Origin of the sequence: Cryobacterium sp. N19 (assembly GCF_002929595.1) — a bacterium.
GTDB classification, from domain to species: domain Bacteria; phylum Actinomycetota; class Actinomycetes; order Actinomycetales; family Microbacteriaceae; genus Cryobacterium; species Cryobacterium flavum.
In genome coordinates this window covers 253,961-276,200 of sequence record NZ_PJJR01000051.1, presented here as the reverse complement: position 1 = coordinate 276,200, position 22,240 = coordinate 253,961, and the positions used below count along the sequence as shown (strand labels likewise).

General features: G+C 66.4%; 21 protein-coding genes. 10 read left to right on the top strand and 11 right to left on the bottom strand.

Annotated elements, in window-relative coordinates; genetic code table 11:
* Positions 1 to 277 precede the first annotated feature (277 nt).
* The 7 genes from CXY78_RS12905 (at position 278) to CXY78_RS12875 (ending at position 7,575) form a co-directional block, all read left to right on the top strand.
* Positions 278 to 1,729: a fumarylacetoacetate hydrolase family protein gene (locus tag CXY78_RS12905; RefSeq protein WP_092339075.1), complete on the top strand. Its 1,452-nt coding sequence runs from the start codon at positions 278 to 280 to the stop codon at positions 1,727 to 1,729.
* The gene (locus tag CXY78_RS12900; protein WP_092339077.1) at positions 1,717 to 2,424 is read left to right on the top strand and encodes a GntR family transcriptional regulator; all 708 of its coding nucleotides are present in this window, start codon (positions 1,717 to 1,719) and stop codon (positions 2,422 to 2,424) included. The genes CXY78_RS12905 and CXY78_RS12900 overlap by 13 nt, the downstream gene beginning before the upstream one ends.
* A gap of 2 nt (positions 2,425 to 2,426) precedes the next feature.
* Complete coding sequence (gene hpaE, locus CXY78_RS12895) at positions 2,427 to 3,941, top strand: 5-carboxymethyl-2-hydroxymuconate semialdehyde dehydrogenase (RefSeq protein ID WP_104089654.1); 1,515 nt, start codon at positions 2,427 to 2,429, stop codon at positions 3,939 to 3,941.
* 159 nt (positions 3,942 to 4,100) lie between these two features.
* Positions 4,101 to 5,177 (top strand): 3,4-dihydroxyphenylacetate 2,3-dioxygenase, encoded by a 1,077-nt coding sequence (gene hpaD, locus CXY78_RS12890; RefSeq protein WP_092339081.1) that lies wholly within the window; start codon positions 4,101 to 4,103, stop codon positions 5,175 to 5,177.
* A gap of 12 nt (positions 5,178 to 5,189) precedes the next feature.
* Positions 5,190 to 5,975, top strand: coding sequence for a 2-oxo-hept-4-ene-1,7-dioate hydratase (gene hpaH, locus CXY78_RS12885; RefSeq protein ID WP_092339083.1), 786 nt, complete (start codon positions 5,190 to 5,192; stop codon positions 5,973 to 5,975).
* Complete coding sequence (locus CXY78_RS12880) at positions 5,960 to 6,781, top strand: HpcH/HpaI aldolase/citrate lyase family protein (protein ID WP_092339085.1); 822 nt, start codon at positions 5,960 to 5,962, stop codon at positions 6,779 to 6,781. The genes hpaH and CXY78_RS12880 overlap by 16 nt, the downstream gene beginning before the upstream one ends.
* Positions 6,782 to 6,840: 59 nt before the next feature.
* Positions 6,841 to 7,575, top strand: a complete 735-nt coding sequence (locus tag CXY78_RS12875) for an IclR family transcriptional regulator (protein ID WP_092339494.1) — start codon at positions 6,841 to 6,843, stop codon at positions 7,573 to 7,575.
* Positions 7,576 to 7,594: 19 nt separating this feature from the next.
* Here the strand turns inward: CXY78_RS12875 and CXY78_RS12870 are convergent, their stop codons facing one another.
* Positions 7,595 to 8,872 (bottom strand): hypothetical protein, encoded by a 1,278-nt coding sequence (locus CXY78_RS12870; protein ID WP_092339087.1) that lies wholly within the window; start codon positions 8,870 to 8,872, stop codon positions 7,595 to 7,597.
* Positions 8,873 to 9,108: 236 nt separating this feature from the next.
* On the opposite strand from CXY78_RS12870, the gene CXY78_RS12865 reads away from it, so the two are divergent.
* Positions 9,109 to 10,455, top strand: coding sequence for an MFS transporter (locus CXY78_RS12865; RefSeq protein ID WP_092339089.1), 1,347 nt, complete (start codon positions 9,109 to 9,111; stop codon positions 10,453 to 10,455).
* 262 nt (positions 10,456 to 10,717) lie between these two features.
* On the opposite strand, the gene CXY78_RS12860 is transcribed toward CXY78_RS12865, so the two are convergent.
* The 6 genes from CXY78_RS12860 to CXY78_RS12835 form a co-directional block, all read right to left on the bottom strand.
* Positions 10,718 to 12,160 carry an aldehyde dehydrogenase family protein gene (locus CXY78_RS12860; RefSeq protein WP_092339091.1) on the bottom strand — a complete coding sequence of 481 codons (1,443 nt, stop codon included), beginning with the start codon at positions 12,158 to 12,160 and terminating at the stop codon, positions 10,718 to 10,720.
* Positions 12,161 to 12,290: 130 nt separating this feature from the next.
* Positions 12,291 to 13,022 carry an alpha/beta fold hydrolase gene (locus tag CXY78_RS12855; protein ID WP_233197360.1) on the bottom strand — a complete coding sequence of 244 codons (732 nt, stop codon included), beginning with the start codon at positions 13,020 to 13,022 and terminating at the stop codon, positions 12,291 to 12,293.
* Positions 13,019 to 13,609, bottom strand: a complete 591-nt coding sequence (locus tag CXY78_RS12850) for an isochorismatase family protein (RefSeq protein ID WP_104089650.1) — start codon at positions 13,607 to 13,609, stop codon at positions 13,019 to 13,021. Before CXY78_RS12850 ends, CXY78_RS12855 begins: the two co-directional genes overlap by 4 nt.
* A gap of 19 nt (positions 13,610 to 13,628) precedes the next feature.
* Positions 13,629 to 15,107 (bottom strand): D-alanyl-D-alanine carboxypeptidase/D-alanyl-D-alanine-endopeptidase, encoded by a 1,479-nt coding sequence (locus tag CXY78_RS12845; RefSeq protein ID WP_233206183.1) that lies wholly within the window; start codon positions 15,105 to 15,107, stop codon positions 13,629 to 13,631.
* Positions 15,108 to 15,139: 32 nt separating this feature from the next.
* Entirely contained in the window at positions 15,140 to 16,126 is a 987-nt protein-coding gene (locus CXY78_RS12840) for a Gfo/Idh/MocA family protein (protein WP_092339095.1), read from the bottom strand.
* Positions 16,123 to 17,505, bottom strand: a complete 1,383-nt coding sequence (locus CXY78_RS12835) for a DHA2 family efflux MFS transporter permease subunit (RefSeq protein WP_092339097.1) — start codon at positions 17,503 to 17,505, stop codon at positions 16,123 to 16,125. The genes CXY78_RS12840 and CXY78_RS12835 overlap by 4 nt, the downstream gene beginning before the upstream one ends.
* A 48-nt stretch (positions 17,506 to 17,553) precedes the next feature.
* Between CXY78_RS12835 and CXY78_RS12830 the strand changes: the two genes are divergently transcribed.
* Positions 17,554 to 17,823: a hypothetical protein gene (locus tag CXY78_RS12830; protein ID WP_092339099.1), complete on the top strand. Its 270-nt coding sequence runs from the start codon at positions 17,554 to 17,556 to the stop codon at positions 17,821 to 17,823.
* Between the two features lie 10 nt (positions 17,824 to 17,833).
* Here the strand turns inward: CXY78_RS12830 and arsA are convergent, their stop codons facing one another.
* Together arsA and arsD are read right to left on the bottom strand one after the other, a co-directional pair.
* Entirely contained in the window at positions 17,834 to 19,588 is a 1,755-nt protein-coding gene (gene arsA / locus CXY78_RS12825) for an arsenical pump-driving ATPase (RefSeq protein WP_104089815.1), read from the bottom strand.
* 20 nt (positions 19,589 to 19,608) lie between these two features.
* Positions 19,609 to 19,983 carry an arsenite efflux transporter metallochaperone ArsD gene (arsD, locus tag CXY78_RS12820; RefSeq protein ID WP_092339101.1) on the bottom strand — a complete coding sequence of 125 codons (375 nt, stop codon included), beginning with the start codon at positions 19,981 to 19,983 and terminating at the stop codon, positions 19,609 to 19,611.
* Between the two features lie 95 nt (positions 19,984 to 20,078).
* Between arsD and arsM the strand changes: the two genes are divergently transcribed.
* Entirely contained in the window at positions 20,079 to 20,843 is a 765-nt protein-coding gene (arsM, locus tag CXY78_RS12815) for an arsenite methyltransferase (protein ID WP_092339103.1), read from the top strand.
* Positions 20,844 to 20,992: 149 nt separating this feature from the next.
* Here arsM and CXY78_RS12810 read toward each other — a convergent pair whose 3' ends face one another.
* Positions 20,993 to 21,526: a GNAT family N-acetyltransferase gene (locus tag CXY78_RS12810; protein ID WP_092339105.1), complete on the bottom strand. Its 534-nt coding sequence runs from the start codon at positions 21,524 to 21,526 to the stop codon at positions 20,993 to 20,995.
* A gap of 96 nt (positions 21,527 to 21,622) precedes the next feature.
* Positions 21,623 to 22,174 carry a hypothetical protein gene (locus CXY78_RS12805; protein WP_104089648.1) on the bottom strand — a complete coding sequence of 184 codons (552 nt, stop codon included), beginning with the start codon at positions 22,172 to 22,174 and terminating at the stop codon, positions 21,623 to 21,625.
* Positions 22,175 to 22,240: the final 66 nt, after the last annotated feature.

Below are 22,240 nucleotides of genomic sequence, written 5' to 3'. Positions count from 1 at the left end.
CATCTCCCAATACTTTGTCTGCCCGTCTATCTGACGGTAATAGCCTAGCTGCGCCCACCAACAGGGGCGCTGAGCGCTTGTGGTTCAGCTCAACATCACGGAAACGATCATGCTGGCGTGGTGCGCGGCCACGCTACGCGCGAACCTTAGGGCCGGCTTGTCGACCGGCGCACGGTTGGGGCGTAACGGCGCACCCTCACGCTGAAGAAGGGGTTGCATCTTTCGACTGATCGTATATGATTTCAAATACACACGTAGCGCAGCGAGAGGACATCACATGCAGAACCCCGCACCATTCACCGGCACCCCCGGCAAGGTGATCGCCCTGCACCTCAACTATCCCTCCCGCATTGCCCAGCGCGGCCGCACGCCGGAACAGCCGTCATACTTCCTGAAGCCCGGCAGCTCGGTGAGCGCCTCCGGCACCCCGATCGAACGCCCGGCCGGCACCGAACTGCTCGCCTTCGAGGGCGAGATCGCCCTGATCATCGGCCACAGCATCCGTCGGGTAACCCCGGAGCAGGGCTGGGCGGCCGTCTCCGGCGTCACCGCCGCCAACGATTTCGGCGTCTACGACCTGCGCTACGCCGACAAGGGCTCAAATCTGAAGTCCAAGGGCGGCGACGGCTTCACCCCGCTCGGCCCGACCGTGATCAACGCCACAGACATTCAACCGGATGCCCTCCGGGTGCGCACGTGGGTCAATGGCGCGTTGGTGCAGAACGACACCACGGCGCACCTGGCCTTCGGGTTCGGCCGTCTGGTCGCCGACCTCTCCCAGCTGATGACCCTCGAACCGGGCGATGTGATTCTCACCGGAACCCCCGCCGGTTCCTCCGTCGTGCAGCCTGGCGACGTGGTCGAGGTCGAAGTGGATGCCCCCACCGCGCCCGGCGCGCCCAGCACCGGGCGACTGGTCACGCCCGTCGTCGCCGGCTCGATCGCCATGGCCGAATACGGTGCCGGCCCGAAGATCGACGATCTGCAACGGGCCGAGGCGTGGGGATCGGCCAAAGCGGCCGGACTGCCCACGAAGACACTTCTGACCGACGAGCTCAAAGCGAAAATCAACTCGGTCGGCACGGCCACGCTCAGCTCCCAGCTGCGCAAGCGCGGCCTGAACAACGTCTCAATCGACGGGCTCCAGTCCACTCGGCCGAGCGTGCGCCTGGTCGGTCTCGCTCGCACCCTGCGGTTCATTCCCAACCGGGAGGATCTCTTCATCTCGCATGGCGGCGGCTACAACGCGCAAAAGCGCGCCTTCGACTCCCTCCGCCCCGACGATGTGCTCGTGATCGAGGCCCGCGGCGAGACCGGCACCGGCACCGTCGGCGACATCCTCGCCCTCCGCGCCCAGGTGAACGGCGCGGCCGGCCTGGTGACGGATGGCGGGGTGCGCGACGTCGCCGCCGTCACCGCCCTGAAAATGCCCACCTACTTCGCCAACGCGCATCCTGCCGTTCTCGGCCGCAAGCATGTGCCGTGGGACACCGACCTCACCATCGCCTGCGGCGGCGCGGCCGTGCAGCCGGGCGATGTGATCGTCGGCGACGCCGACGGCATCCTGGTGATTCCGCCGCACCTGATCGAGGAGGTCGTCGCCGACGCGATCGAGCAGGAGCGCGAGGAAACCTTCATCGCCGAGATGGTCGCCGCCGGCGAGGGCGTCGACGGGCTGTACCCGATGAACGCGAAGTGGAAGGGACGGTACCAGCAATGGCTGCAGTAACAGCGCCGTCGGTCAGCAAGTCGCAACTCGCCTATCAGTGGGTCAAGGCGCGCATCTCCGACGGAACGTTCACGCCGGGCTACCGTTTAGTCCTGGGCGCAATCGGCAGGGAGCTCGGCGTGAGCGTCGTACCGGTGCGCGAGGCAATCCGTCGCCTCGAAGCGGAGGGACTGGTCACCTTCGAGCGCAACGTCGGCGCGCAGGTCGCCATGCTCGAGGAGACCGAATATCTCTACACGATGCAGACCCTGAGTGTCGTCGAGGGCGTCGCGACCGCGCTGTCGGCACCGTTCATCACGGCCGCCGACATCGAACGCGCCCGCTCGGTCAACCAGGCCATGGCCGCCTCCCTCGAAGACTTGAACCCTCACCGGTTCACCGAACTGAACCTCGACTTTCACTCGATCCTGTTTGAGAACTGCCCGAACCCGCACATCCTCGATCTCGTGCACCGCGGGTGGAACCGCATGAAAGTGCTGCGCGACTCGACCTTCAGCTTTGTACCCGGCCGCGCCCGCGACTCCGTGTCGGAGCACGAAAACCTGCTGCAGCTGATCGAATCGGGCTCCGACGCGCTCACGCTCGAGCTGGCCGCGCGCGCCCACCGCACCGGCACACTGGATGCCTTCCTCACGTACCAGAAATCGCATCACCCCCACACACCATCCGAACCGTCCCCGAGAAAGAGAGCCTGACTATGACGCAGACGTCTGTCCAGACCACGCACTACGTCCCCGCCGACCTGCCCACCAGCATCCGTCATTTCATCGGTGGAGAATTCGTCGACAGTGTCGGAGGCGAAACCTTCGACGTGCTCGACCCGGTGTCGAACCAGACTTACGCCACCGCCGCCGCCGGCCAGCAGGCCGACATTGCGCGAGCCGTCGCCGCAGCGAAAGATGCCTTCGACAACGGCCCCTGGCCGCGCATGCTGCCCCGCGCCCGCGCCCGCGTGCTGCACGCGATCGCCGACGCCGTCGAGGCGCAGGACGCCCGGCTCGCCGAGCTGGAGACCTTCGACACCGGACTGCCGATCACCCAGGCACTCGGCCAGGCCCAGCGCGCGGCCGAGAACTTTCGCTTCTTCGCCGACCTGATCGTGGCGCAGGTCGACGACACCTACAAGGTGCCGGGCCGGCAGATCAACTACGTCAACCGCAAGCCGGTCGGTGTCGCCGGGCTGATCACCCCGTGGAACACCCCGTTCATGCTGGAGAGCTGGAAGCTCGCCCCCGCGCTCGCCTCCGGCTGCACCGTCGTGCTGAAACCGGCCGAATTCACCCCACTGTCAGCGAGCCTCTGGGCCGAGATCTTTCGCACCGCCGGCGTGCCCGACGGGGTTTTCAACCTGGTCAACGGCATCGGTGAGGAGGCCGGCGATGCGCTGGTCAAGCATCCTGATGTGCCGCTCATCTCTTTCACCGGCGAGACCACGACCGGCCAGACCATCTACCGCAACTGCGCCGCGAACCTCAAGGGCATATCGATGGAACTCGGCGGCAAGTCGCCCGCCGTCGTCTTCGCCGACGCCGACCTCGACGCCGCGATCGACTCGACCCTGTTCGGCGTGTTCTCCCTCAACGGCGAGCGTTGCACCGCGTCGAGCCGCATTCTGGTCGAACGCTCCATCTACGACGACTTCTGCGCCCGCTACGCCGCCCGCGCGCAGAGCATCGTGGTCGGCGACCCGCACGACCCGAAAACCGAGGTCGGCGCGCTCGTACACCCCGACCACTACGCCAAGGTCATGAGCTACGTCGAAATCGGCAAAACCGAGGGTCGACTGCTCGCCGGCGGCGGCCGCCCGGAAGGCCTAACGGAGGGCAACTATGTCTCCCCCACGGTCTTCGCGGATGTCGCCCCCACCGCCCGCATCTTTCAGGAAGAGATCTTCGGCCCGGTTGTTGCCATCACTCCCTTTGAAACGGATGCCGAAGCGCTCGCCTTGGCCAACGGTGTGAAGTACGGGCTGGCTGCGTACATCTGGACCACGAACCTCGTTCGCGCCCACAACTTCGCCCAGGCGGTCGATGCCGGCATGGTCTGGTTGAACTCGCACAACGTGCGGGACCTGCGCACCCCGTTCGGCGGCGTCAAGGCCTCCGGCCTCGGGCACGAGGGCGGCTACCGGTCGATCGATTTCTACACCGACTCGCAGGCCGTGCACATAACACTCGCCCCCGTGCACACGCCCCGCTTCGGCGGCAACTAGTCCCTCACCACCCGGGGACGGGGCCCGGGCCCCGTCCTCGGGCCCAGTTTATAAACTGGGCCCGCGTTCATAAGGTGGGCCCGGCCGCAGGACCCGCGCTGGCGGTCTTGATAGCCAGCCCCACGCATCCACTGTAGAAACCTCAACGAGGAGAACCCCATGACACTCAGCCCGATCCCCACCCCCGCCGCAACCCCGCCCGACATCCTGCGCTGCGCCTACATGGACATCGTCGTGACCGACCTGGCCCGCTCCCGCGAGTTCTACGTCGACATTCTCGGCCTCGTCGTCACCGAGGAGAGCGACACCGAGATCTACCTGCGCAGCTTCGAGGAGTTCATCCACCACAATCTCGTGCTGCGCCAGGGGCCCATTGCCGCCGTCGCCGCGATGGCGTTCCGGGTGCGCAGCCCCGAAGACGTCGACCTCGCCGAGGCCTACTATAAGGAGCTCGGCTGCCGCACCGAACGCCGCACCGAGGGCTTTGTCAAGGGAATCGGCGACAGCGTGCGCGTCGAAGACCCGCTCGGCTTCCCCTACGAATTCTTCTTCGCCACTACCCACGTGGAACGCCTCGCCTGGCGCTACGACCTGCAGGGCCCGGGCGCACTGGTGCGACTGGACCACTTCAACCAGGTCACCCCCGACGTCGGCCGCGGCCGCAAATACCTCGAGGACCTGGGCTTTCGCGTCACCGAAGACATTCAGGACGCGGACGGTGTCACCTACGCAGCCTGGATGCGCCGCAAGGACACCGTGCACGACACCGCGCTCACCGGCGGAAACGGGCCGCGCATGCACCACATCGCGTTCTCGACGCACGAGAAGCACAACATCATCTACATCTGCGACAAGCTCGGCGCACTGCGCCAGAGCGACCTGATCGAGCGGGGACCTGGCCGCCACGGCGTCTCGAACGCGTTCTACCTGTACCTGCGCGACCCCGACGGCCACCGCGTCGAGATCTACACGCAGGACTACTACACCGGCGACCCTGACAACCCCGTGGTCACCTGGGACGTGCACGACAACCAGCGCCGCGACTGGTGGGGCAACCCCGTCGTGCCCAGCTGGTACACGGATGCCTCGCTCGTGCTCGACCTCGACGGCAACCCGCAGCCGGTCGCCCTGCGCACCGAGTCCAGCGAAATGGCCGTGACCGTCGGCGCCGACGGTTTCTCCTACACTCGCAAAGACGACGAGTTGGCCGGCTTTAAACTCGGCACCACCCTCTAGAAGGCAGTGCGCATGCTTGACCAGTCAGTCATTGAAGAGATCGCCGACGAACTCGTCGCGGCCGGGCGGACCCGGTCGACGGTTCCCCTGCTGACCACCCGCTACCCCGGCATGACCGTCGACGACGCCTACGCCGTGCAGAGCCTGTGGAAAGAACGCGGCATCGCGGCCGGCCGAAGGCTGGTCGGCCGCAAGATCGGCCTGACCTCCAAGGTCATGCAGGTCGCCACCGGCATCACCGAGCCCGATTACGGTGTGATCTTCAGCGACGAGGTCTACGAGAATGGCGCGAGCATCCGTTTCGACAGCTTCTCTAACGTGCGCATCGAGGTCGAACTGGCGTTCGTGCTCGGCAAGCCGCTGTCCGGCCCGAACTGCACGCTGTTCGACGTGCTGGACGCCACGGACTACGTGGTTCCGGCCCTCGAGATTCTCAGCTCGCGCATCGAGATGGCCGGCCGAACCATCGTCGACACCATCTCCGACAACGCGGCGATGGGCGGGATGGTTGTGGGCGGCACGCCCGTGAAGGTCGGAGACATCGACCTGCGCTGGGTGTCGGCCTTGCTGTATCGCAACCAGACCATCGAGGAATCGGGGGTGGCCGCCGCTGTGCTGAACCACCCCGCGGCCGGCGTCTACTGGCTGGCCAACAAGCTGGCCCAGCACGGAACCAGCCTCGAGGCCGGGGAGATCATTTTGGCCGGCTCGTTCACCCGCCCGATGTGGGTGGAGCAGGGCGACACCGTGCACGCCGACTATGGACCATTGGGAGCCATCACATGTCGATTCGAATAGCCGCAGAGCCGACCTTCCGCGACGTTCTCGCGGGCGCCGCACGCCCTCAGATGGGAATGTGGGTGTGCTCCGGCAGCGCGCTGGTGGCGGAGATCTGCGCCGGCAGCGGTCTCGATTGGCTTTTGATCGACACCGAACACAGCCCGAACGGCCTCGAGTCGACGCTCAGCCAGCTGCAAGCCGTGCACGGCTACCCCATCGTGCCGCTGGTGCGCGCGCCGATCGGGGATCGGATCATCGTGAAACAGCTCCTTGACCTCGGCGCTCAAAATTTGCTCATTCCGATGGTCGACACCGCCGAGCAGGCCCGCGAGATGGTGGCCGCGGTGCGCTACCCGCCGCTCGGCGTTCGCGGTGTCGGCAGCGCCCTCGCCCGAGCCTCCCGCTGGAACCGTATCGACGACTACCTGGCCCGCGCCAACGAGACGATCTCACTGTTCGTACAGATCGAGACAACGGATGCCGTGGCCAACATCGCCGAGATCGCCGGCGTCGACGGCGTCGACGGCCTGTTCGTTGGTCCCTCCGACCTCGCCGCATCGATGGGCTTGCTTGGCCAGCAGGACCACCCCGACATCGTGGCCGCGGTCGAGCAGTGCATTCGCACTGTCGCGGCGATCGGCAAACCCGTCGGCGTCAATGCCTTCGCGCCAACGACCGCCGACCGTTACCTGGCGGCGGGGGCCAACTTCGTGCTCGTCGGTGCCGACGTGGCTATCCTCGCCAGGGCCTCGGAGTCGCTCGCCGCCACCTTCATCAGGCCCACGGGTCTGGCCGGGCCCGAGGTCCCACGACCGAGTTACTGAGCGGCAGAGTTACTGAGCGGCAGAGTACCCGAGCCGAATGCGAGAATAGAAGGGTGTCGATCTCAGAATTCGCCGAGACCGCCGGCAGCCCCCTGCCGGCACCCGCTGCGCACTCGCAAACGCTGTCGCGTGGCATCCGCGTGCTGGAGGTTCTCGCTGAAGCCGACGAACCGATGAGTATCATCGAACTCGCCGCAGCCCTCGACGTGCACCGATCTATCGCCTATCGAATCCTCCGCACTCTCGAAGATCACGGCCTCGTCGTTCGGAACCCGGCCGGACTGGTGCGGCTCGGCCCGCGCCTGGCCGCCCTGGCCCGCGGGGTGTCCCGTGACCTGCAGGCCACGGCCCTGCCGGTGCTCACCCGTATCGCCAACGAGCTCGGCATGACGGCGTTCGTCGCGGTGCTCGACCAGGGCGAGATCTTCACTCTCGTGAGTATCGAACCGCGCAAGGCCCACGCGACGGTTGCGCAACAGCCCGGCACGCGGCATCCGCTGCACCGGGGTGCACCGGGAATCGCCATCCAGTCTGGCCTGAGCGCCGCGCAGTGGGCCGCGCTCGGCCTCCCCGAAACCCGCCGCAGTGAGGCCGGTGAGGTCGCTGCCCTCGGCTACGCTTCGAGCCATAACGAAGTCATTCCGGGCCTGTCATCTATTGCCGTGCCGTTGCTCGTGCCCGGGGAATCACCCGCCTCCGTCGCCGTCGTGTATATCTCGAGTCTGCACTCCCCCACCGACATCGGGGCCGTGCTCACCGCGGCCGCGCGCACGATCGTCGCCGAGCTCGGCTGAGCTGCCCACGCTCAACTGACTACCGCACCACGCACAGGCTCTGCATGCCCACGCGCACGGTCGATCCGACGTGGCGGGCGCGCAGCTGCGACACGATGCTCGGTGCGTCGGCGACGGCGTAGAACTCGGTGTTCTCGGGGGCGCTGGGGTGTCCGTCGGCGGCCCAGCCTTCGGTGATGCGCAGGTACGCGGCTTCCGCGGCGTCGTAGTTGACATCCCAGTCGTCGGCATCGGCGCCGGAGAAGGTGAGCTCCATGCCGTAGCCGATGCCCGTCCCCAGGCAGTCGAACGCATAGGGCGCGGCGGCCACGTCCAGGTCGAGCGCGGGGCCGGGAATTGCCCCCTGTCGCTCCGGCTCGGCATAGGCCGGCCCGAATCGTGCGGTCGTCTGGGCGACGAACGCCGCAAACTGTTGCTCGAGCTCGGCTGCCGACAGAGCCGTCGACGGCTCGGTCGGCAGCTCGATGGGCGGTGACGCCGGCTGCGGCAGGATTTCCACTCCGCCCGATGACGGCGGCACGGTTATCTGGGCGCTGTCGGTCGCCGACGGTGCGATCCGTTCACCGGCCGCGACAATCTTGGCGATGGCCCCCACACCCAGCGACAGGGTGAGCCCGAGCAGCACCACTGCGGCGACCAATCCAGCGACCGCAACGGATGCCGCATCCGCTCCCCCAGACCGCGCGCGAGCCCGCAGCACCCAGCCGACAATCCCCGCAGCGAGGGCCAGCAGCGGAATCACGGCCGCGACAAGAAGCTGCCCGACGTAGATCGGAATCTGAGTGTAAGGGTCGGCCGCGCCGTTTCCGCCCTGGTCGACGCCGATGTCCAGGTAGAGCATCCAGGCCGGCGAGAGTACGGAAACCACCGCGAGCAACCCGCACAGCCGACGCAGTCGACGAACCCGGCGCGAGGGCAGGCTCCCGGCGACGTAGGCGAAGTTCACACCGGATGCTGCCGGCGCAAGCTTCGGCACCAACCACACCCCCGCGAGCACCCCGACCAGCATGGCCGCAACGCCGAGCACGAGCACGACGGAAAGACCAACGGTCACGCCCTCCGCGGTCGCGCTTACCCACCCATCACCCCCGGTTGAACAGAGCATGCGCGGTGGGAAAAAGTCATAGCGCACGAGGTCGCCCGAGCCGTGTACCCGCGCGCAGGTCTCATCCGGATCCCAGGCGCTGAGAACGAAAACGGCCGTGACGATCGGCCAGAGCAGGGTCACGATCAAGCCGGCGATCAGCACGCCGAGCGCGGTGCGGGCACGCTTCACGGCGGATTTCTGGGAAGACATTCCCCTCAAACTACCGCTCAACACCCCTCGTACTGCAACCGGCATGCTCCAGCACGCCCCCGATCGGCACGCACTGTGCTACACCGGCACCCAAAAAAACAACAATACTGACCAAAAGGTAGGTAATCCTGGATTTTCCTGCCATACTGCCCCAGTGCCGGTTTTTCTCCGCACGATCCACACACTTTGCAGCAGCACCCGACCCAGCACCGCAGTGAGATACGAGGGAGTATTCCATGGCTTTAACGACCGAGCGCACGCAGGCAACCAGCGCTAAACGGAACGAAGAACGGCGGGTCCTCGCCGGCACAATGGTGGGTACCACCATCGAGTGGTATGACTTCTTCATTTACGCCCAGGCCGCCGGCCTCGTGCTGGCCGGCCTGTTCTTCGCCCCGCTCGCCGGCGAGAATGAGCCGCTCGCCCAGCTGATCGCCTGGGCCTCGCTCGGCATTAGTTTTCTGTTCCGCCCGCTCGGCGCCATCGTCGCCGGCCACCTCGGCGACCGGATCGGCCGCAAGGCGATGCTGGTCTTCACCCTCGTTATGATGGGCGCGGCCACCGCACTCATCGGCCTCCTGCCGACCTTCGACCAGATCGGCGTCTGGGCGCCCATCTTCCTGATCGTGCTTCGCATCCTGCAGGGCTTCTCGGCCGGCGGCGAATGGGGCGGTGCCGCACTCATGTCGGTTGAACACGCACCGATCAACAAACGCGGCTTCTTCGGCGCCTACCCGCAGATCGGCGTTCCGGTCGGCCTCATCCTTGCCACCGGCGTGATGATCGCCGTGACCACCTCGATGAGCGAAGAGGCATTCCTCAGCTGGGGCTGGCGCATCCCGTTCCTGGTTTCCGTGCTGCTCATCGTCGTCGGCTGGGTCATCCGCCGCGCGGTCGCCGAGAGCCCGGTCTTCAAGGAGATGCAGACCCGCAAGAAGGAATCTGCCGCCCCACTCAAGCAGCTGTTCAAGAACCACTCTCGTCAGGTCATCCTCACCGCACTCATCTTCATCGCCAACAACGCGGCCGGCTACATGCTCATCGCCTTCTTCAGCTCCTACGCCACCAAGCCCGCCGAAGCCGGCGGACTCGGCATGGAGCGCACCCCGGTGCTTATCGCGAGCACCGTTGCAGCCGTGTTCTGGCTCGCCTCGACCATGGCCGGTGGCATCCTCTCTGACAAAATCGGCCGCGTGCGCACCTTCCAGATTGGCTACGCGTTTCTCTTCATCTGGGCAATCCCGATGTTCCTGCTGATCGACACCGGCGACATCGTCTGGTTCGCGCTCTCGCTCATCATCCTGGCGAGCGGACTCGGTCTCTCCTACGGCCCGCAGGCCGCGCTCTACGCCGAGATGTTCCCGGCTCAGGTGCGCTACTCCGGCGTGTCGATCGGTTACGCCCTCGGCGCGATTCTCGGTGGAGCCTTCGCCCCGCTGATCGCCCAGCTGCTGCTCGATCAGACCGGCCAGTCCGTCTCGATCGGCGTCTACCTCATGGTGCTCGCCGCGATCTCCTTCGTCGCGGTGACCCTCGTGAAGGAAACCCGCGGGGTTCCGCTGGGCATCAGCACGCACGAGTAACCAGCTCGCAGTACCTGACCGTGCCGCCCGGCCTCTACCCCGGCGGCACGGTTATTTTATGCTCCCTGTGGCCGGGCGAGCCTGCTCGCCCGGGGACTAATTCAGGAAATTCCCGCGACCCCCGGCGGTCCGCCGCAGGTTTTTGCGGGGCGGGCCCAGACATCCGCTCACCATTCCTGAATTAGCCACCACCAGCCCGGGCACACCGGCACAGAAGTGGGCCCCCGCCGGTGGCGAGGGCCCTGTTTTCCTGAGCGGATGGTTAGCCGTTGATGACCTGCGGCACGCCGAGTGCCTTGAGGCCCTCGACACCGAACTCGAGCCCGTAGCCGGACTGCTTGGCCCCGCCAAACGGAATCATCGGGTGCACCGCGCCGTGCGCGTTGATCCACACCGTGCCGGTTTCGAGGCGAGCGGCGACCGCGCGCGCTGCGACGAGGTCGCTCGACCAAACCGAACCGCCGAGCCCGACGTCAACACTGTTGGCGCGAGCGATGACATCGTCAAGGTCGGTATAGCGGATGATCGGAAGCGCCGGCCCGAACTGCTCCTCCCGCACGAGCGGGTTGTCGTCGTCGATGTCGGCGATGAGCGTGGTCGGGTAGAAGAAACCGGGAGCCGCCAGGTCGGGGTTACCGCCGATGAGCACGCGTGCTCCGGAGTCTTTCGCTGACTGCACGAGGCCGGCGACAATGTCGAACTGGGCCTTATTCTGCAGCGGGCCGAGCACGTTGTTCTCGTCAATTCCGACACCCATCGGCATCTTGGCGGCGACTGCTGTGAGTGCGTCGCAGACCGCGTCGTAGATGTCGTCGTGCACGTAGAGGCGCTTGAGCGCTGCGCAGGTCTGGCCGGTGTTGATGAACGCGCCCCAGAACAGTCCCTCAGCGATGGCCTCCGGGTCGGCGTCGGGAAGCACGATTCCGGCGTCGTTGCCGCCGAGCTCGAGGGTGAGGCGCTTGACCGTGTCGGCCGAGCTCTTGATGATGGCCTTGCCGGTCGCGGTCGATCCGGTGAACATGACCTTGCCGATGCCGGGGTGCACGGCGAGGCCGGCACCGATCGCGCGGCCGCCGGAGACGACGCTGACGAGTCCTTCTGGCAGCATCTGGTTCAGCACTGCCACGAGAGCGAGCACGCTGAGCGGCGTGTACTCGGAGGGCTTGACCACGACGGCGTTGCCCATGCGCAGCGCGGGAGCGATCTGCCAGATCGCAATCATCATCGGCCAGTTCCACGGGCCGATCGCGCCGACGACGCCGATCGGGCGGTAGGTGATCGCCGCGTGGGTGGTGCCGTCGTCGATGAGCACCTCAGACTCCAGCGGGGTCGCCGCAGCCGTGCGCAGCCAAGCGGATGCTCCGCCCACCTCGAACCGCGCGTTCGGACCATTGAGCGGTTTACCCTGTTCGCGGGAGAGCAACTGGGCGAGGGCCTCGGCTGCTGCATCGATCGCGTCGGCGGCGCGCACCATGACGGCGCTGCGCTGGGTGTGCCCGAGCGCGGCCCAGGCCGGCTGGGCCAGCGTTGCCGCGGCGATGGCGGCTTCGAGGTCGTCGACGGTGTGCACCGGGGCGAGACCGACCACCGCGCCGGTCGCGGGGTCGAGAATCTCGCGCGTCTCACCCGTTGTGGGAGTGATGGCGGCGAGCAGCCCGTCGAAGGTGTCGAGTGTCGGGGTGGCCAGGGTGTCGTTCGTTGTCATGAGTCCTCCACATTGAGTGCGGCGTCTTCAGTCCCGCCGTGGCTCCACCGTATGCGCGAGCACCGACATCCACTTGCACGAGAGCGCTACCCACTCGCCATCCCGCGCACATCGTGCACGAGCCCGATGGTCAGGCCAGAAACTCCAGCGCCGCCTGCTTGAACTCACGCGACGTCAGCGCGTTGACATGGGTGCGGCCAGGCAGCTCGAGGTACTGCGCGCCGCGCTCGGCCGCGAGTGCGACTACCCCGGCGGTGATCTGGTCGGCACCGCCGGCGACAAAGAGCTGCGGGATGCCGGCGGGCACGTCGAGCGTGAAACCCGCGACCCCCTGCACGCATGCCAACAGCGCCTCGCGGTCGGCACCGGCCGCGATTGCCGGGCCGAGAACCGCTGCGATGGTCGGGTCGGCGGGCAGCTGACCCGAGACAATGAACCGGTTGACCTCACCCTGGTCCCAGGTCTCGAACAGTTCGAGCGGACCCGCTCCGCCGAGCACGAGTCGCCGCACGCGCTCCGGCGCCAGCCGGGCCAGGGCGGCGACCACCCGCGATCCCATGGAGTATCCGATCACGTCGACCCGGTCGAGTTCGAGGGTGTCGAGCACGGCCACGAGGTCGGCGGCGAGTTGCCGGGGCGCGTAATCAGCGGCACGATGCGGCTTGTCGCTGCGCCCGTGGCCGCGCAGGTCGGGTGTGATCGCCCCGCGACCCGCCTCGCCTAGCGCGCGCACCCAGCCGGAACCGCCCCAGGTGACCGCGACAGTCGAGGCGAAACCGTGCACGAGCAGCACCGGCCGCTCTCCCGGCGTGGCGTCGAAGGCGATGCGCACACCGTCGAGCCGTCTTGCGAACTCCGTCACTCGACGGCGTCACTCGCGGCGAACACCGCGCCGGCGTGCGCCATCTCGGCGAGGGCGGCCTGGGTGGATTCGGCGGCGACCCCGGCCACGAGGTCAGTCAGCACGCGCACGTGCTGGCCGTGCTCGAGGGCATCGAGGGTGGAAGCCCGCACGCAGTAGTCGGTGGCGAGGCCGACGATGTCAACGTCGGTGACTCCGTGCTCGCTGAGCAGTGCGCCCACGGTCTGCCCGGCCTCGGTGGTGCCCTCGAAGATGGAGTACGCGGGCTTGCCCTGGCCCTTGCGAATGTGAAAGGTCACCGCATCCGGTGTGAGAGCTTTGTGATATTCGGCGCCCGCAGTTCCAGCCACACAGTGCACCGGCCAGGTCGTGACGTAGTCGGGAGCAGCGTCGCGGGCGAAGTGACCGCCGTTGTCGTTGCCGATGTCGTGCCAGTCGCGCGAGGCGAAGACGTATTTATAGGCGCCACCATGATCAGCCAGCAGCGCGCTCACGCCCGCCGCGACCGCGCTACCGCCGTCAACCCCGAGCGCACCGCCCTCGGTGAAATCGTTCTGAACGTCGATGATGAATAGTGCACGGGTCACGAGTTCTCCTTACGAATGGTCAGTTGTTGGACAGATTATCGCCGCAGTGGAAAAAGCCGGTGGTCAGGGTGTCGATGGCGATTTTCGCATTCGAACTCACGTTGCCAATGGCGTAAATAGCGAAGGTAAGCGGGGTGCCGTCGGCGGAGTGGATGACGCCGGCGAGTGTGTAGCCGGTGTCGATCCAGCCGGTTTTGGCGAAGACGGCGCCGTCAGCAGCGGAGTTCGCGCCAGCGAAACGGTCGCTGTAGGAGAGGGATCCGCGCGGACCGCCGGCGACCGGCAGGCCGTCGAACAGTACGCCCAGGTTGCCTTCACGCGCGTTGACCTTCACGAACAGGGCGGTGAGGTAGGCCGGCGATACGGCGTTGTTCGGGCTGAGCCCGGAGCCGTCCTTGATGATCATGCCGGTCGTGTCGATGCCATAGGCGGCAAGCCCGCCAACGATGCCCTGCTGCAGTGCGGAGAAAGAGTTGCCGGCACCGTTTTCGATGGCGACGAGGCGGGCGAGCATTTCGGCGATGGTGTTGTCGCTCACGATGAGGGACTGCTGAATGAGCGTGGACACCGGCGCGGACTGCACGGCGCCGAGCTGGGCGGCGCCGGCCGGGGCCGTGGCCTGGCTGATGGCGAGTCCGCCACCGAGGGCGTCGGCGAAGGCCTGCCCGGCCCGGGCAATCGGGTCTTCGCTGCGAGCGGAGGTGCTGCGGGTGGGTTCGTTGCGGTCGCCGTCCACCATGAGGGCCGTGATTTCGGGCATGTAGCCGAGGCCGAGTTCGGTGCGGGCCCAGCCGTCGTCCCAGTCGGGGCCGGAGAAGTAGGAGGAGTCGAGCACGAGGGAGGTGATCGGCGGGTTGGCCGGGTCGGCGGCCCAGGCGACCATGGTCTGGGTGGCGAGGTCGTCGAGGTGGGCTGCCCCGGTATAGAACGGCTCCTGGCCTGTGGGCAGGCGCGACAGTGTCAGGTCTCCGCCGCCGACGAGCACGATCTGGCCGGGTTCGGCGCCCTTCACGACGCGGGTGGTGGCGCGGTAGTCGCTGCCCAGCACGTTGAGCGCGGCGGCCGAGGTGAGTACCTTCATGACGCTCGCCGTGCGGGACGACGTCGTGCCGCCGCGGTCGAACAGAACTTCGCCGGTGGTGGCGTTGACGACCTGCGCCTGAAAATCGGCGAGGCGCGTGTCGGCAGCGAGCCCGGCGACCGAGCAGGTGCGCAGACGGCTAGCCGTCGTTGCCTCGGCGGGCACCGGCCGGGCCGGATCCACCGTGGGCGTCGGGCTCGGAGTGGCCGTCGACGATGAAACAGCGGATGCCGCAGCCGGCTCGTTCCCGCCGGTCTGCGTTCCAGCGAACACTGCTCCACTGCTCAGCAGTACGAACACCAGGGCGCCGGCGGCGATCAGCCACGCCCGGCGATGCTGGGAGAAGACGGCCGCGATGCCGCCGCGCGGGGCCGTAGAAGCCGTGGCGGGTTCGGGTGTCTGCACTGGTTCGTCCACCTCCGTATGGTATCCGACTGGCCTCGGGCAGGCTATTCGCCCGGGTAGCGCAAGCCGATCTGGGCGCGCACGGAATCGAGGGTCTCCAGGATCGCAACGGATTCTTCGGCCGGCATGATGTCGCTCGAGATTCTGCCGGCCCGAATCAGCGCCTCGACCTCGACCGCTTCGAAGTGCATGCCGCGGCCAGCGAACTCGGCCGGCACAAAGGTCTCGAGCACCGCGCCGAGATTATCCAGCACCCGAAATTCGGTCGGCGAGTACCACACCGAGTTGATATCGATGCGCCCCAGCGTGCCAATGATGGAGGCCGTGGTGGGGCCGAGGGTGTCGCTGGCCGAGAACGTCGTGGCGATCTGACCGCCGGCGTAGCGAAAGATGGTGGCGATCTGGGCATCCGCTCCGGTGGCTTTGAACGAGGCGCTGGCCAGAATTGTGTCGGGCACCCCGAACACGGCGTGCGCGAAGTTCACCGGGTAGACGCCGAGGTCGAGCAGCGCGCCGCCGCCGAGGGCGAGCGAGTTCAGCCGATGCGCCGGATTGTCGGGTAGATCTTGGGTGTGGTCGGCGAGCAGGCTGCGCACGTCACCGAGCGTTCCGGCGGCGAGAACCTCGCGAATACGGGCCATGTGCGGCAGAAACCGCGTCCACATGGCTTCCATCACCAGCAATCCGCGGCTCACTGCGAGATCGACTATCTGGCGGGCTTCACGAGCATTGAGCGCAAACGGCTTCTCGATGAGCACGTGCTTGCCGGCGTTCAGCGCGAGACGTGCATGCTCAGCGTGGAAGGGGTGCGGGGTCGACACGTAGATGACGTCGACCTCGGGGTCGTTCACGAGATCGGCGTAGCTGGAGTGCGCGGTGGGAATGGAGAATTCGGCAGCGAAGGAATGCGCTGAGGCCTGGCTGCGCGATCCGACCGCCTGCACCGTATGGCCGTTCTGCACGAGGTCGTTGGTGAACAGGTGGGCGATGCCGCCGGTGGCCAGGATTCCCCAGCGAATGAGAGCCGTCATGCCTGCAGTTTATCCACGGGCGCCGACATTGCGTTCTGGATGCCGAGGCCCGACACGATTCCGCCGCCAACCAGCAGAATTCCGGTGGCAATCGCGGCCCGATGGAACCCCTCGACGTCGAGCACCGGCCCGACGATGATGCTCGCCGCTGCGATCGCGACGAGTCCCGCCACCCGTGACAGGGCGTTGTTGACGGCCGAGGCGATGCCGGCCCGGCTGGGATCGATGGCGCCGAGGATGGCGGAGGTCAGCGGGGCCACGGTGATGGTCAGGCCCAGGCCGAAGATAACGACGCCGGGCAGCACGCTGCTGAAGTAGATGACGCTCTGATCGACCCGCAGCATGGTGAAGAAGCCGATTCCGGCGGTGATCGGGCCGACGCACATGAACAGCCGCGGCCCGAACCGTCCGGCGAGCCGGCCGACAAGACCCGACAGCGCAATGCTCAGGATGCTGACGGGCAGCAACGCCAGGCCGGCCAGCGTCGCTGAATACCCGCCGACCTGCTGCAGGAACACCGCGAGAATGAACGAGCCGAGCGACAGGGCCGCATAGATGAAGGTCGTGGCCACGTTGCCCACCCAGAAGTTGCGCACCTGGAACAGGCTGAGCGGCATCATCGGTTGCCGGGTGCGGCGCTCGTGTGCGATGAACGCGGCAAAGCACACGAGGCCCACCACGAGTGGAATCAGGATGACCGGGCTGCCCCACCCGAAGTTGCCCTGTTCGATGAGCGCGAAGACGGGCAGGGCCAGGCCGAGCACCCCGAGTACCGCGCCGACGATGTCGACGCGGGTGCCGGCATCCGCTGCAGGGTCGCGGGGAAGGCGCGCCAGCAGAAACAGGGTCGCCGCGATGGGCACGATGTTGATGGCGAACACCAGCCGCCACGACGAGAGATCGACCAGCAGACCCCCGATGAGCGGGCCGGCGATGAAGGCGGTACTGGTCCAGGCAGTCCAGGTGCCGATCGCGCGAGCCTGGCCGGCGCCAGAAAACGTGCTGAAGATAAGCGCCAGGGAGCTCGGCACCAGCAGGGCACCGGCCACCCCCTGCAATCCACGCGCGCCGATCAGAACGAGGGCGCTCGGTGCCAGGGCGCAGAGAACGGATGCCGCGGCGAACCCCACGAGGCCCCAGAACAGCACCCGCTTACGCCCAAACGCGTCGGAGAGTGAACCGGCGAGCAGGATGATGCCGCCCAGGGTGATGAGGTAGGCATCGACGACCCACTGCTGGGTGGCAATGCCGCCGCCGAGCTCACGAGTGATCGCTGGCAGGGCCACATTGATGACGGTGCCGTCGAGAAATGCGATGAACGAGGCGAGCACCGCGACCACGAGAACGAGCCGTTGGGTGCCGGCCGAAGAACTTGTCATGATCCGAGTTAACTCCACCGGCCGCAATATATAGGTCAAACTAGACCAATGATCACCCTGCAGCAGGATGCCGATGGCTTCATCCGCATGAACCGGCACTTTCCCGACAACTCACTCATCAGCATCAGCTTCACCGAGGGGGCCGCGAAGGAATTCACCGGAACCCAGCTGAACGCCATCTTCGACGACGCCCTGGCCGAGTTTCGCGGGCAGAACCGTCTCGAGGGGGCGAAGGGCTTCTCCCGGGCACCCGCGAAAACCGTGCACCCCACGAAGAACATCACCTTCGTGAAGGTGCACCCCGGAATGGCCGCCTAACCTCGACCACTCAGGCGGTTTGCGGCGCTCGGGCGGTCAGCGCGGCGAGCCTGTCGACACCGATCGGTTCGTCGGCCAGCAACGGAACGATCGCGACCCGATCGGCACGGGCGTGCACCTCGTCGATCTGGATGGCCTCGTTGGCGGCGCGCGCCTGCAGAAAAGGCGTCTCCGGGTGCGCTGCGGCGATGGAATTGTTCACCACCCAGCCCCAGGGCTGGATTCCGGCGCGAACGAGGTCGTCCTGCAGCCCCGCGGCCTCGAGCACCGGCGTCGTCTCGGCCAAGGTCACCAGCAACACCTTGGTCAGCGCCGGATCCTGAAGCCGCATCAACGGGGTCACGAACGCCATGCCCTCCCCCATCTGGCGGGCGATTTCCCGGTGATACGCCCCGGTGGCGTCGAGCAACAGCAGGGTGTGACCGGTCGGCGCGGTATCGACAACGACAAATTCGTGCCGCGATTCGTGCACCGCCTGCGAGAACTGCCTAAAAACCGCGACCTCGTCGGTACACGGCGAGAGCAGGTCTTCGGCCAGGGCAGCTCGGCCATCGTTGTCGAGATTCTTACCCTTGGTGGCCATGACGTGATCCCGATACTCCCGAATCGCTTCCTCCGGGTCGATGCGTGAGACGCGCAGCCCCGGCAGGCTCCCGTGCAGGGTCGCGGCCAGATGGGCGGCCGGATCCGTCGTCGTCAGGTGCACGGCGTGGCCGCGCTGGGCGAGAGCCACGGCGAGTGCCGCCGCAATCGTGGTCTTGCCCACGCCGCCCTTTCCCATACAGAGAATGAGGCCGTGCCCGGTCGGTTCCAGCTCGTCGACGAACGCGCCGAGCGGTGCATCCGGCACGTCAACCCGAGTCTGCGAATCGGCTCTGTCAGCACCGGGCCGAAACAGTGTGCGCAGCGCCGCGACGCCCACCATGTTGCCCGCTTTGAGCTCGAGGATGTCCCGCGGCAAGGCTGCCAGGCGTGCGGGAATTCCGCTCAGCGCGGCCTCCTCCCGGTTGCGCACCGCTGTCGCTATCGGCTCGGTTCCAGCTTGATTCGGCAGTACGCCGTTGATCACGACGTAGCCGCCGAGAATGCCGATCTGCTCAAGCTCCCCGAAGGTGCGATCGATTTCGGCCACAGCGGATGCCTGCGCCCGCGCCACCAGCACCAGTCGCGTCCGCGCGGGGTCGGCCAGGGCGGCGACCGCCGCGGCGTAGACCGTCTTGTGCTTCTCCAGCCCGGACAACGGGCCGAGGCACGACGGATCGCCCTTACCCGCGTCGAGAAATTCGGTCCAGGAACCCGGGAGTTGCAGCAGGCGAATCGTGTGCCCGGTCGGCGCAGTGTCGAACACGATGTGGTCGTAGGTCGTGAGCAGGCTGTCGTCGGTGAGCAGGTTGGTGAACTCGTCGAACGAAGCGACTTCGGTAGTACAAGAGCCCGAAAGCCCCTCGGCAATGCTCGCGAGCTCGCGCTCCGGCAGCAGTCCGCGAACCGGGGCGATGATGCGTTCGCGGTAGGCATCCGCTGCCTGCTCCGGGTCGATTTCGAGAGCGCTCAGGCCGGCAATCGCGACGATCGGCGTGACGGTGTTGCCGATGGTGAGGCCAAAGACCTGGCCGATGTTGGAGGCCGGGTCGGTGCTCACCAGCAGCACGCGGCGTCCGCGTTCGGCCAGCTCCACGGCGGCGGCGCAGGCAACGGATGTCTTCCCCACGCCGCCCTTGCCGGTGAAGAACACAAAGCGGGGCGGGTTGTGCAGGAACTTCATGGTGTCAGCTGTCCGTGGTGTCAGCAGCAAGCCGAGTCGGCGTCGCAGCATCCGCTGTCAGATTGTGCGGTCAACCCGAGCTGCGGGCGCTCAGCCAGGCCGGCGAAGGCGAGCAGCTGATCTTTGGAGGGGTAGGAGCCGGTCGCGACGGTGACGCCGTCGACGACGGTGAGCGGCAGCCCGGTGGAACCGACGACGTGCATGAAAGCGCGCACGGTCTCATCCGTCGTGAAAGCGAGCGGATCGGTGGCCAGATTGTGGCGTTGGATGTCCGCGCCGAGCTCCTGCAGATTGCGCACGGCGGCCGTCACCTCCACCAGGGACTGGTCGACGTCGACGCCACAGACGCCGGTGTCGCAGCACAATGCCGGTTCGTAGATTCGGATGGCAGCCATGTCGATCTCCCTCGAAATTTCAGTCACGCTCGCTATATCGATCAGTATCAATGTAGCAGTAGGCTGGTGCCGCCACCTACCGAGAGGATCAACCGATGACCGAGAAATCTGAGATCACCGAGCTCGTTCGCGAGCGCTACGCGGCGGCCGCCCTGCAGCTGAGCGATGTCTCGAGCACGTCCTGCTGCGTGCCCACCGACCTCGGCAACGGCGACGTGTTCGGGCGGGTGCTGTATACCCAGGGTGAGGACGACGAGATCCCCGAGGAAGCGCTCCTGGCCAGCCTGGGCTGCGGCAACCCGACGGCGGTCGCTGACCTGCACCCGGGCGAAACTGTGCTCGACCTGGGCTCTGGCGGCGGCATCGACGTGCTTCTCTCCGCCCGCCGAGTGGGCCCGACCGGCTTCGCCTACGGGCTCGACATGACCGATGAGATGCTCGCGCTCGCCCGGGCCAACGCCGCCAAGGCCGAAGCCACTAACGTCGAGTTCATCAAGGGGCAGATGGAGGCCATCCCCCTGGCCGACGACACCATCGACGTGATTATCTCCAACTGCGTCATCAACCTGTCCGCCGACAAGAATGCCGTGATCTCCGAGATGTTCCGGGTATTGAAGCCCGGCGGGCGCCTCGGCATCTCCGATGTCGTGGCCGAAAACCACCTGAGCGCAGAGGATCGTATCCAGCGCGGCAGCTACGCCGGCTGCATCGCTGGTGCCCTCTCGAACCAGGAGTACCTCGACGCCCTGGCCGCAGCGGGCTTCGTCGACGGGGCCGTGAACTACACCCACGAGGTCGCCGCCGAAATGCACGGAGCCATCGTGAAGGCCGTCAAGCCCGGCGTTCCCTCCGACGCCTGACTGCGGCTGGTTCTGCGGCTACAGGTAGGCGGCCGGTTATCCCGCCCGTCGTGGCACGCCTTTGAGAAGTTGGCACTGGTTTGAACACGGGCCAGCTTCCGCACAACGTGCAGCGAGCGCGCACAAACAGCCGAGGTCGTGCCCGTTCCCTACTTCCGTTCGACGCTGAACAGCTCACACTCCGCGTTGTAGTAGTCAGAGGTCGTCCCTTTGTGCGTCATTCCGATGCGCTGGGCCACAGCCTGTGATGCGACATTGTCCTTGTTGGTCACGGCAGAGATCCGATCGAGTCCCATCACAAAGGCGTGGGCCAGGACGGCTCGCGCCGCTTCACTCGCATAACCGTGCCCCCACGCGTCGGGGTGCAGATGCCAACCGATCTCAATCTCACCAGAGGGACTCAACGGCATCTCCGCACCGGATGCGGGTAGTGGTTTCAGGAGCAACACGCCGAATCGCTGTCCGCTCGTCTTCTCCGTGATCGCCCACAGCCCGTGCACGGGATGCTCGAATGCGGCGTATCGCGCGGCGCGCTCGTTTGCCTCGGAGCGATCAGCCATCACTCGGGGCTTCACACCGATGAAGCGTTGCACGTCCCATCGGGAGTACATGTCGAAGATGAAGTCCGCATCATCGGTAGTGAAACGGCGAAGTGCGAGACGATCAGTCAGCAGTTCTTTCACGTGTCGAGTCTAGGCGGCAGCACTTGCGAATCGCAGGTAAATTGTCCTGCCACAACGTACCGTGGCCGGTTCGAGCACTTAGGCAGGATCAGATGACTACAAAGCTATTGGCATCGACGTGGCCGCTGTCGATGAACGGGTCGACGTGAATACGAACCTGTCGTGTGGATCCCATTCGTACTCGTCGTCGCAACGGTAACCGCGCAGCCACGGCTGGCCGTCGACGACGCGAATGTAGAAGCCTTTCGGGAAAGCGGCCTCTAATCGAAGCGGTGGGGCGGCGACGGTGAGCGATCCGGACGGTGCGTGGCCATTGGACATGACCGTGTCGGGAGCTGCCCTCTGACTGCCGAGCGCCAACCGAAGGTAGGGGGCGGCACCCGATGGGCAGAGGTGGAGGCCGCCCTCGCGGGCTGTCTGAAAGATGCGCGAGAGCACAGCACCGTCCTCCAGCCCCAGTTCGATCAAAGAGTGTTCGACGACGGTTATGGTCTCGCGTTCCGGGCCGTCGAAGATGGGGTCGTCGAGCAAGACGGTCGCCCAGTCGTTCAATTGCACACCCGCTTTGCCCACAGCTTCCCGCAACTGCGGTCGGGTCATGGTGCCGGTCTCGAAACTGAGCGGTTCTAGAAGGGTTGGAAGATGCATACCATCAGCTTCACGCAAAACAAGCACCCGAGCGCACTCTGCGCGATTTGTGTGAACACGATTAGA

Bases quoted from the DNA above. Each gene is read 5' to 3' on its own strand.
- CXY78_RS12905 (WP_092339075.1), top strand. From the start codon at position 278: ATGCAGAACCCCGCACCATTCACCGGCACCCCCGGCAAGGTGATCGCC.
- CXY78_RS12900 (WP_092339077.1), top strand. From the start codon at position 1,717: ATGGCTGCAGTAACAGCGCCGTCGGTCAGCAAGTCGCAACTCGCCTAT.
- hpaE (WP_104089654.1), top strand. From the start codon at position 2,427: ATGACGCAGACGTCTGTCCAGACCACGCACTACGTCCCCGCCGACCTG.
- hpaD (WP_092339081.1), top strand. From the start codon at position 4,101: ATGACACTCAGCCCGATCCCCACCCCCGCCGCAACCCCGCCCGACATC.
- hpaH (WP_092339083.1), top strand. From the start codon at position 5,190: ATGCTTGACCAGTCAGTCATTGAAGAGATCGCCGACGAACTCGTCGCG.
- CXY78_RS12880 (WP_092339085.1), top strand. From the start codon at position 5,960: ATGTCGATTCGAATAGCCGCAGAGCCGACCTTCCGCGACGTTCTCGCG.
- CXY78_RS12870 (WP_092339087.1), bottom strand. From the start codon at position 8,872: ATGTCTTCCCAGAAATCCGCCGTGAAGCGTGCCCGCACCGCGCTCGGC.
- CXY78_RS12865 (WP_092339089.1), top strand. From the start codon at position 9,109: ATGGCTTTAACGACCGAGCGCACGCAGGCAACCAGCGCTAAACGGAAC.
- CXY78_RS12860 (WP_092339091.1), bottom strand. From the start codon at position 12,160: ATGACAACGAACGACACCCTGGCCACCCCGACACTCGACACCTTCGAC.
- CXY78_RS12840 (WP_092339095.1), bottom strand. From the start codon at position 16,126: ATGACGGCTCTCATTCGCTGGGGAATCCTGGCCACCGGCGGCATCGCC.
- CXY78_RS12835 (WP_092339097.1), bottom strand. From the start codon at position 17,505: ATGACAAGTTCTTCGGCCGGCACCCAACGGCTCGTTCTCGTGGTCGCG.
- CXY78_RS12830 (WP_092339099.1), top strand. From the start codon at position 17,554: ATGATCACCCTGCAGCAGGATGCCGATGGCTTCATCCGCATGAACCGG.
- arsA (WP_104089815.1), bottom strand. From the start codon at position 19,588: ATGAAGTTCCTGCACAACCCGCCCCGCTTTGTGTTCTTCACCGGCAAG.
- arsD (WP_092339101.1), bottom strand. From the start codon at position 19,983: ATGGCTGCCATCCGAATCTACGAACCGGCATTGTGCTGCGACACCGGC.
- arsM (WP_092339103.1), top strand. From the start codon at position 20,079: ATGACCGAGAAATCTGAGATCACCGAGCTCGTTCGCGAGCGCTACGCG.
- CXY78_RS12805 (WP_104089648.1), bottom strand. From the start codon at position 22,174: ATGCATCTTCCAACCCTTCTAGAACCGCTCAGTTTCGAGACCGGCACC.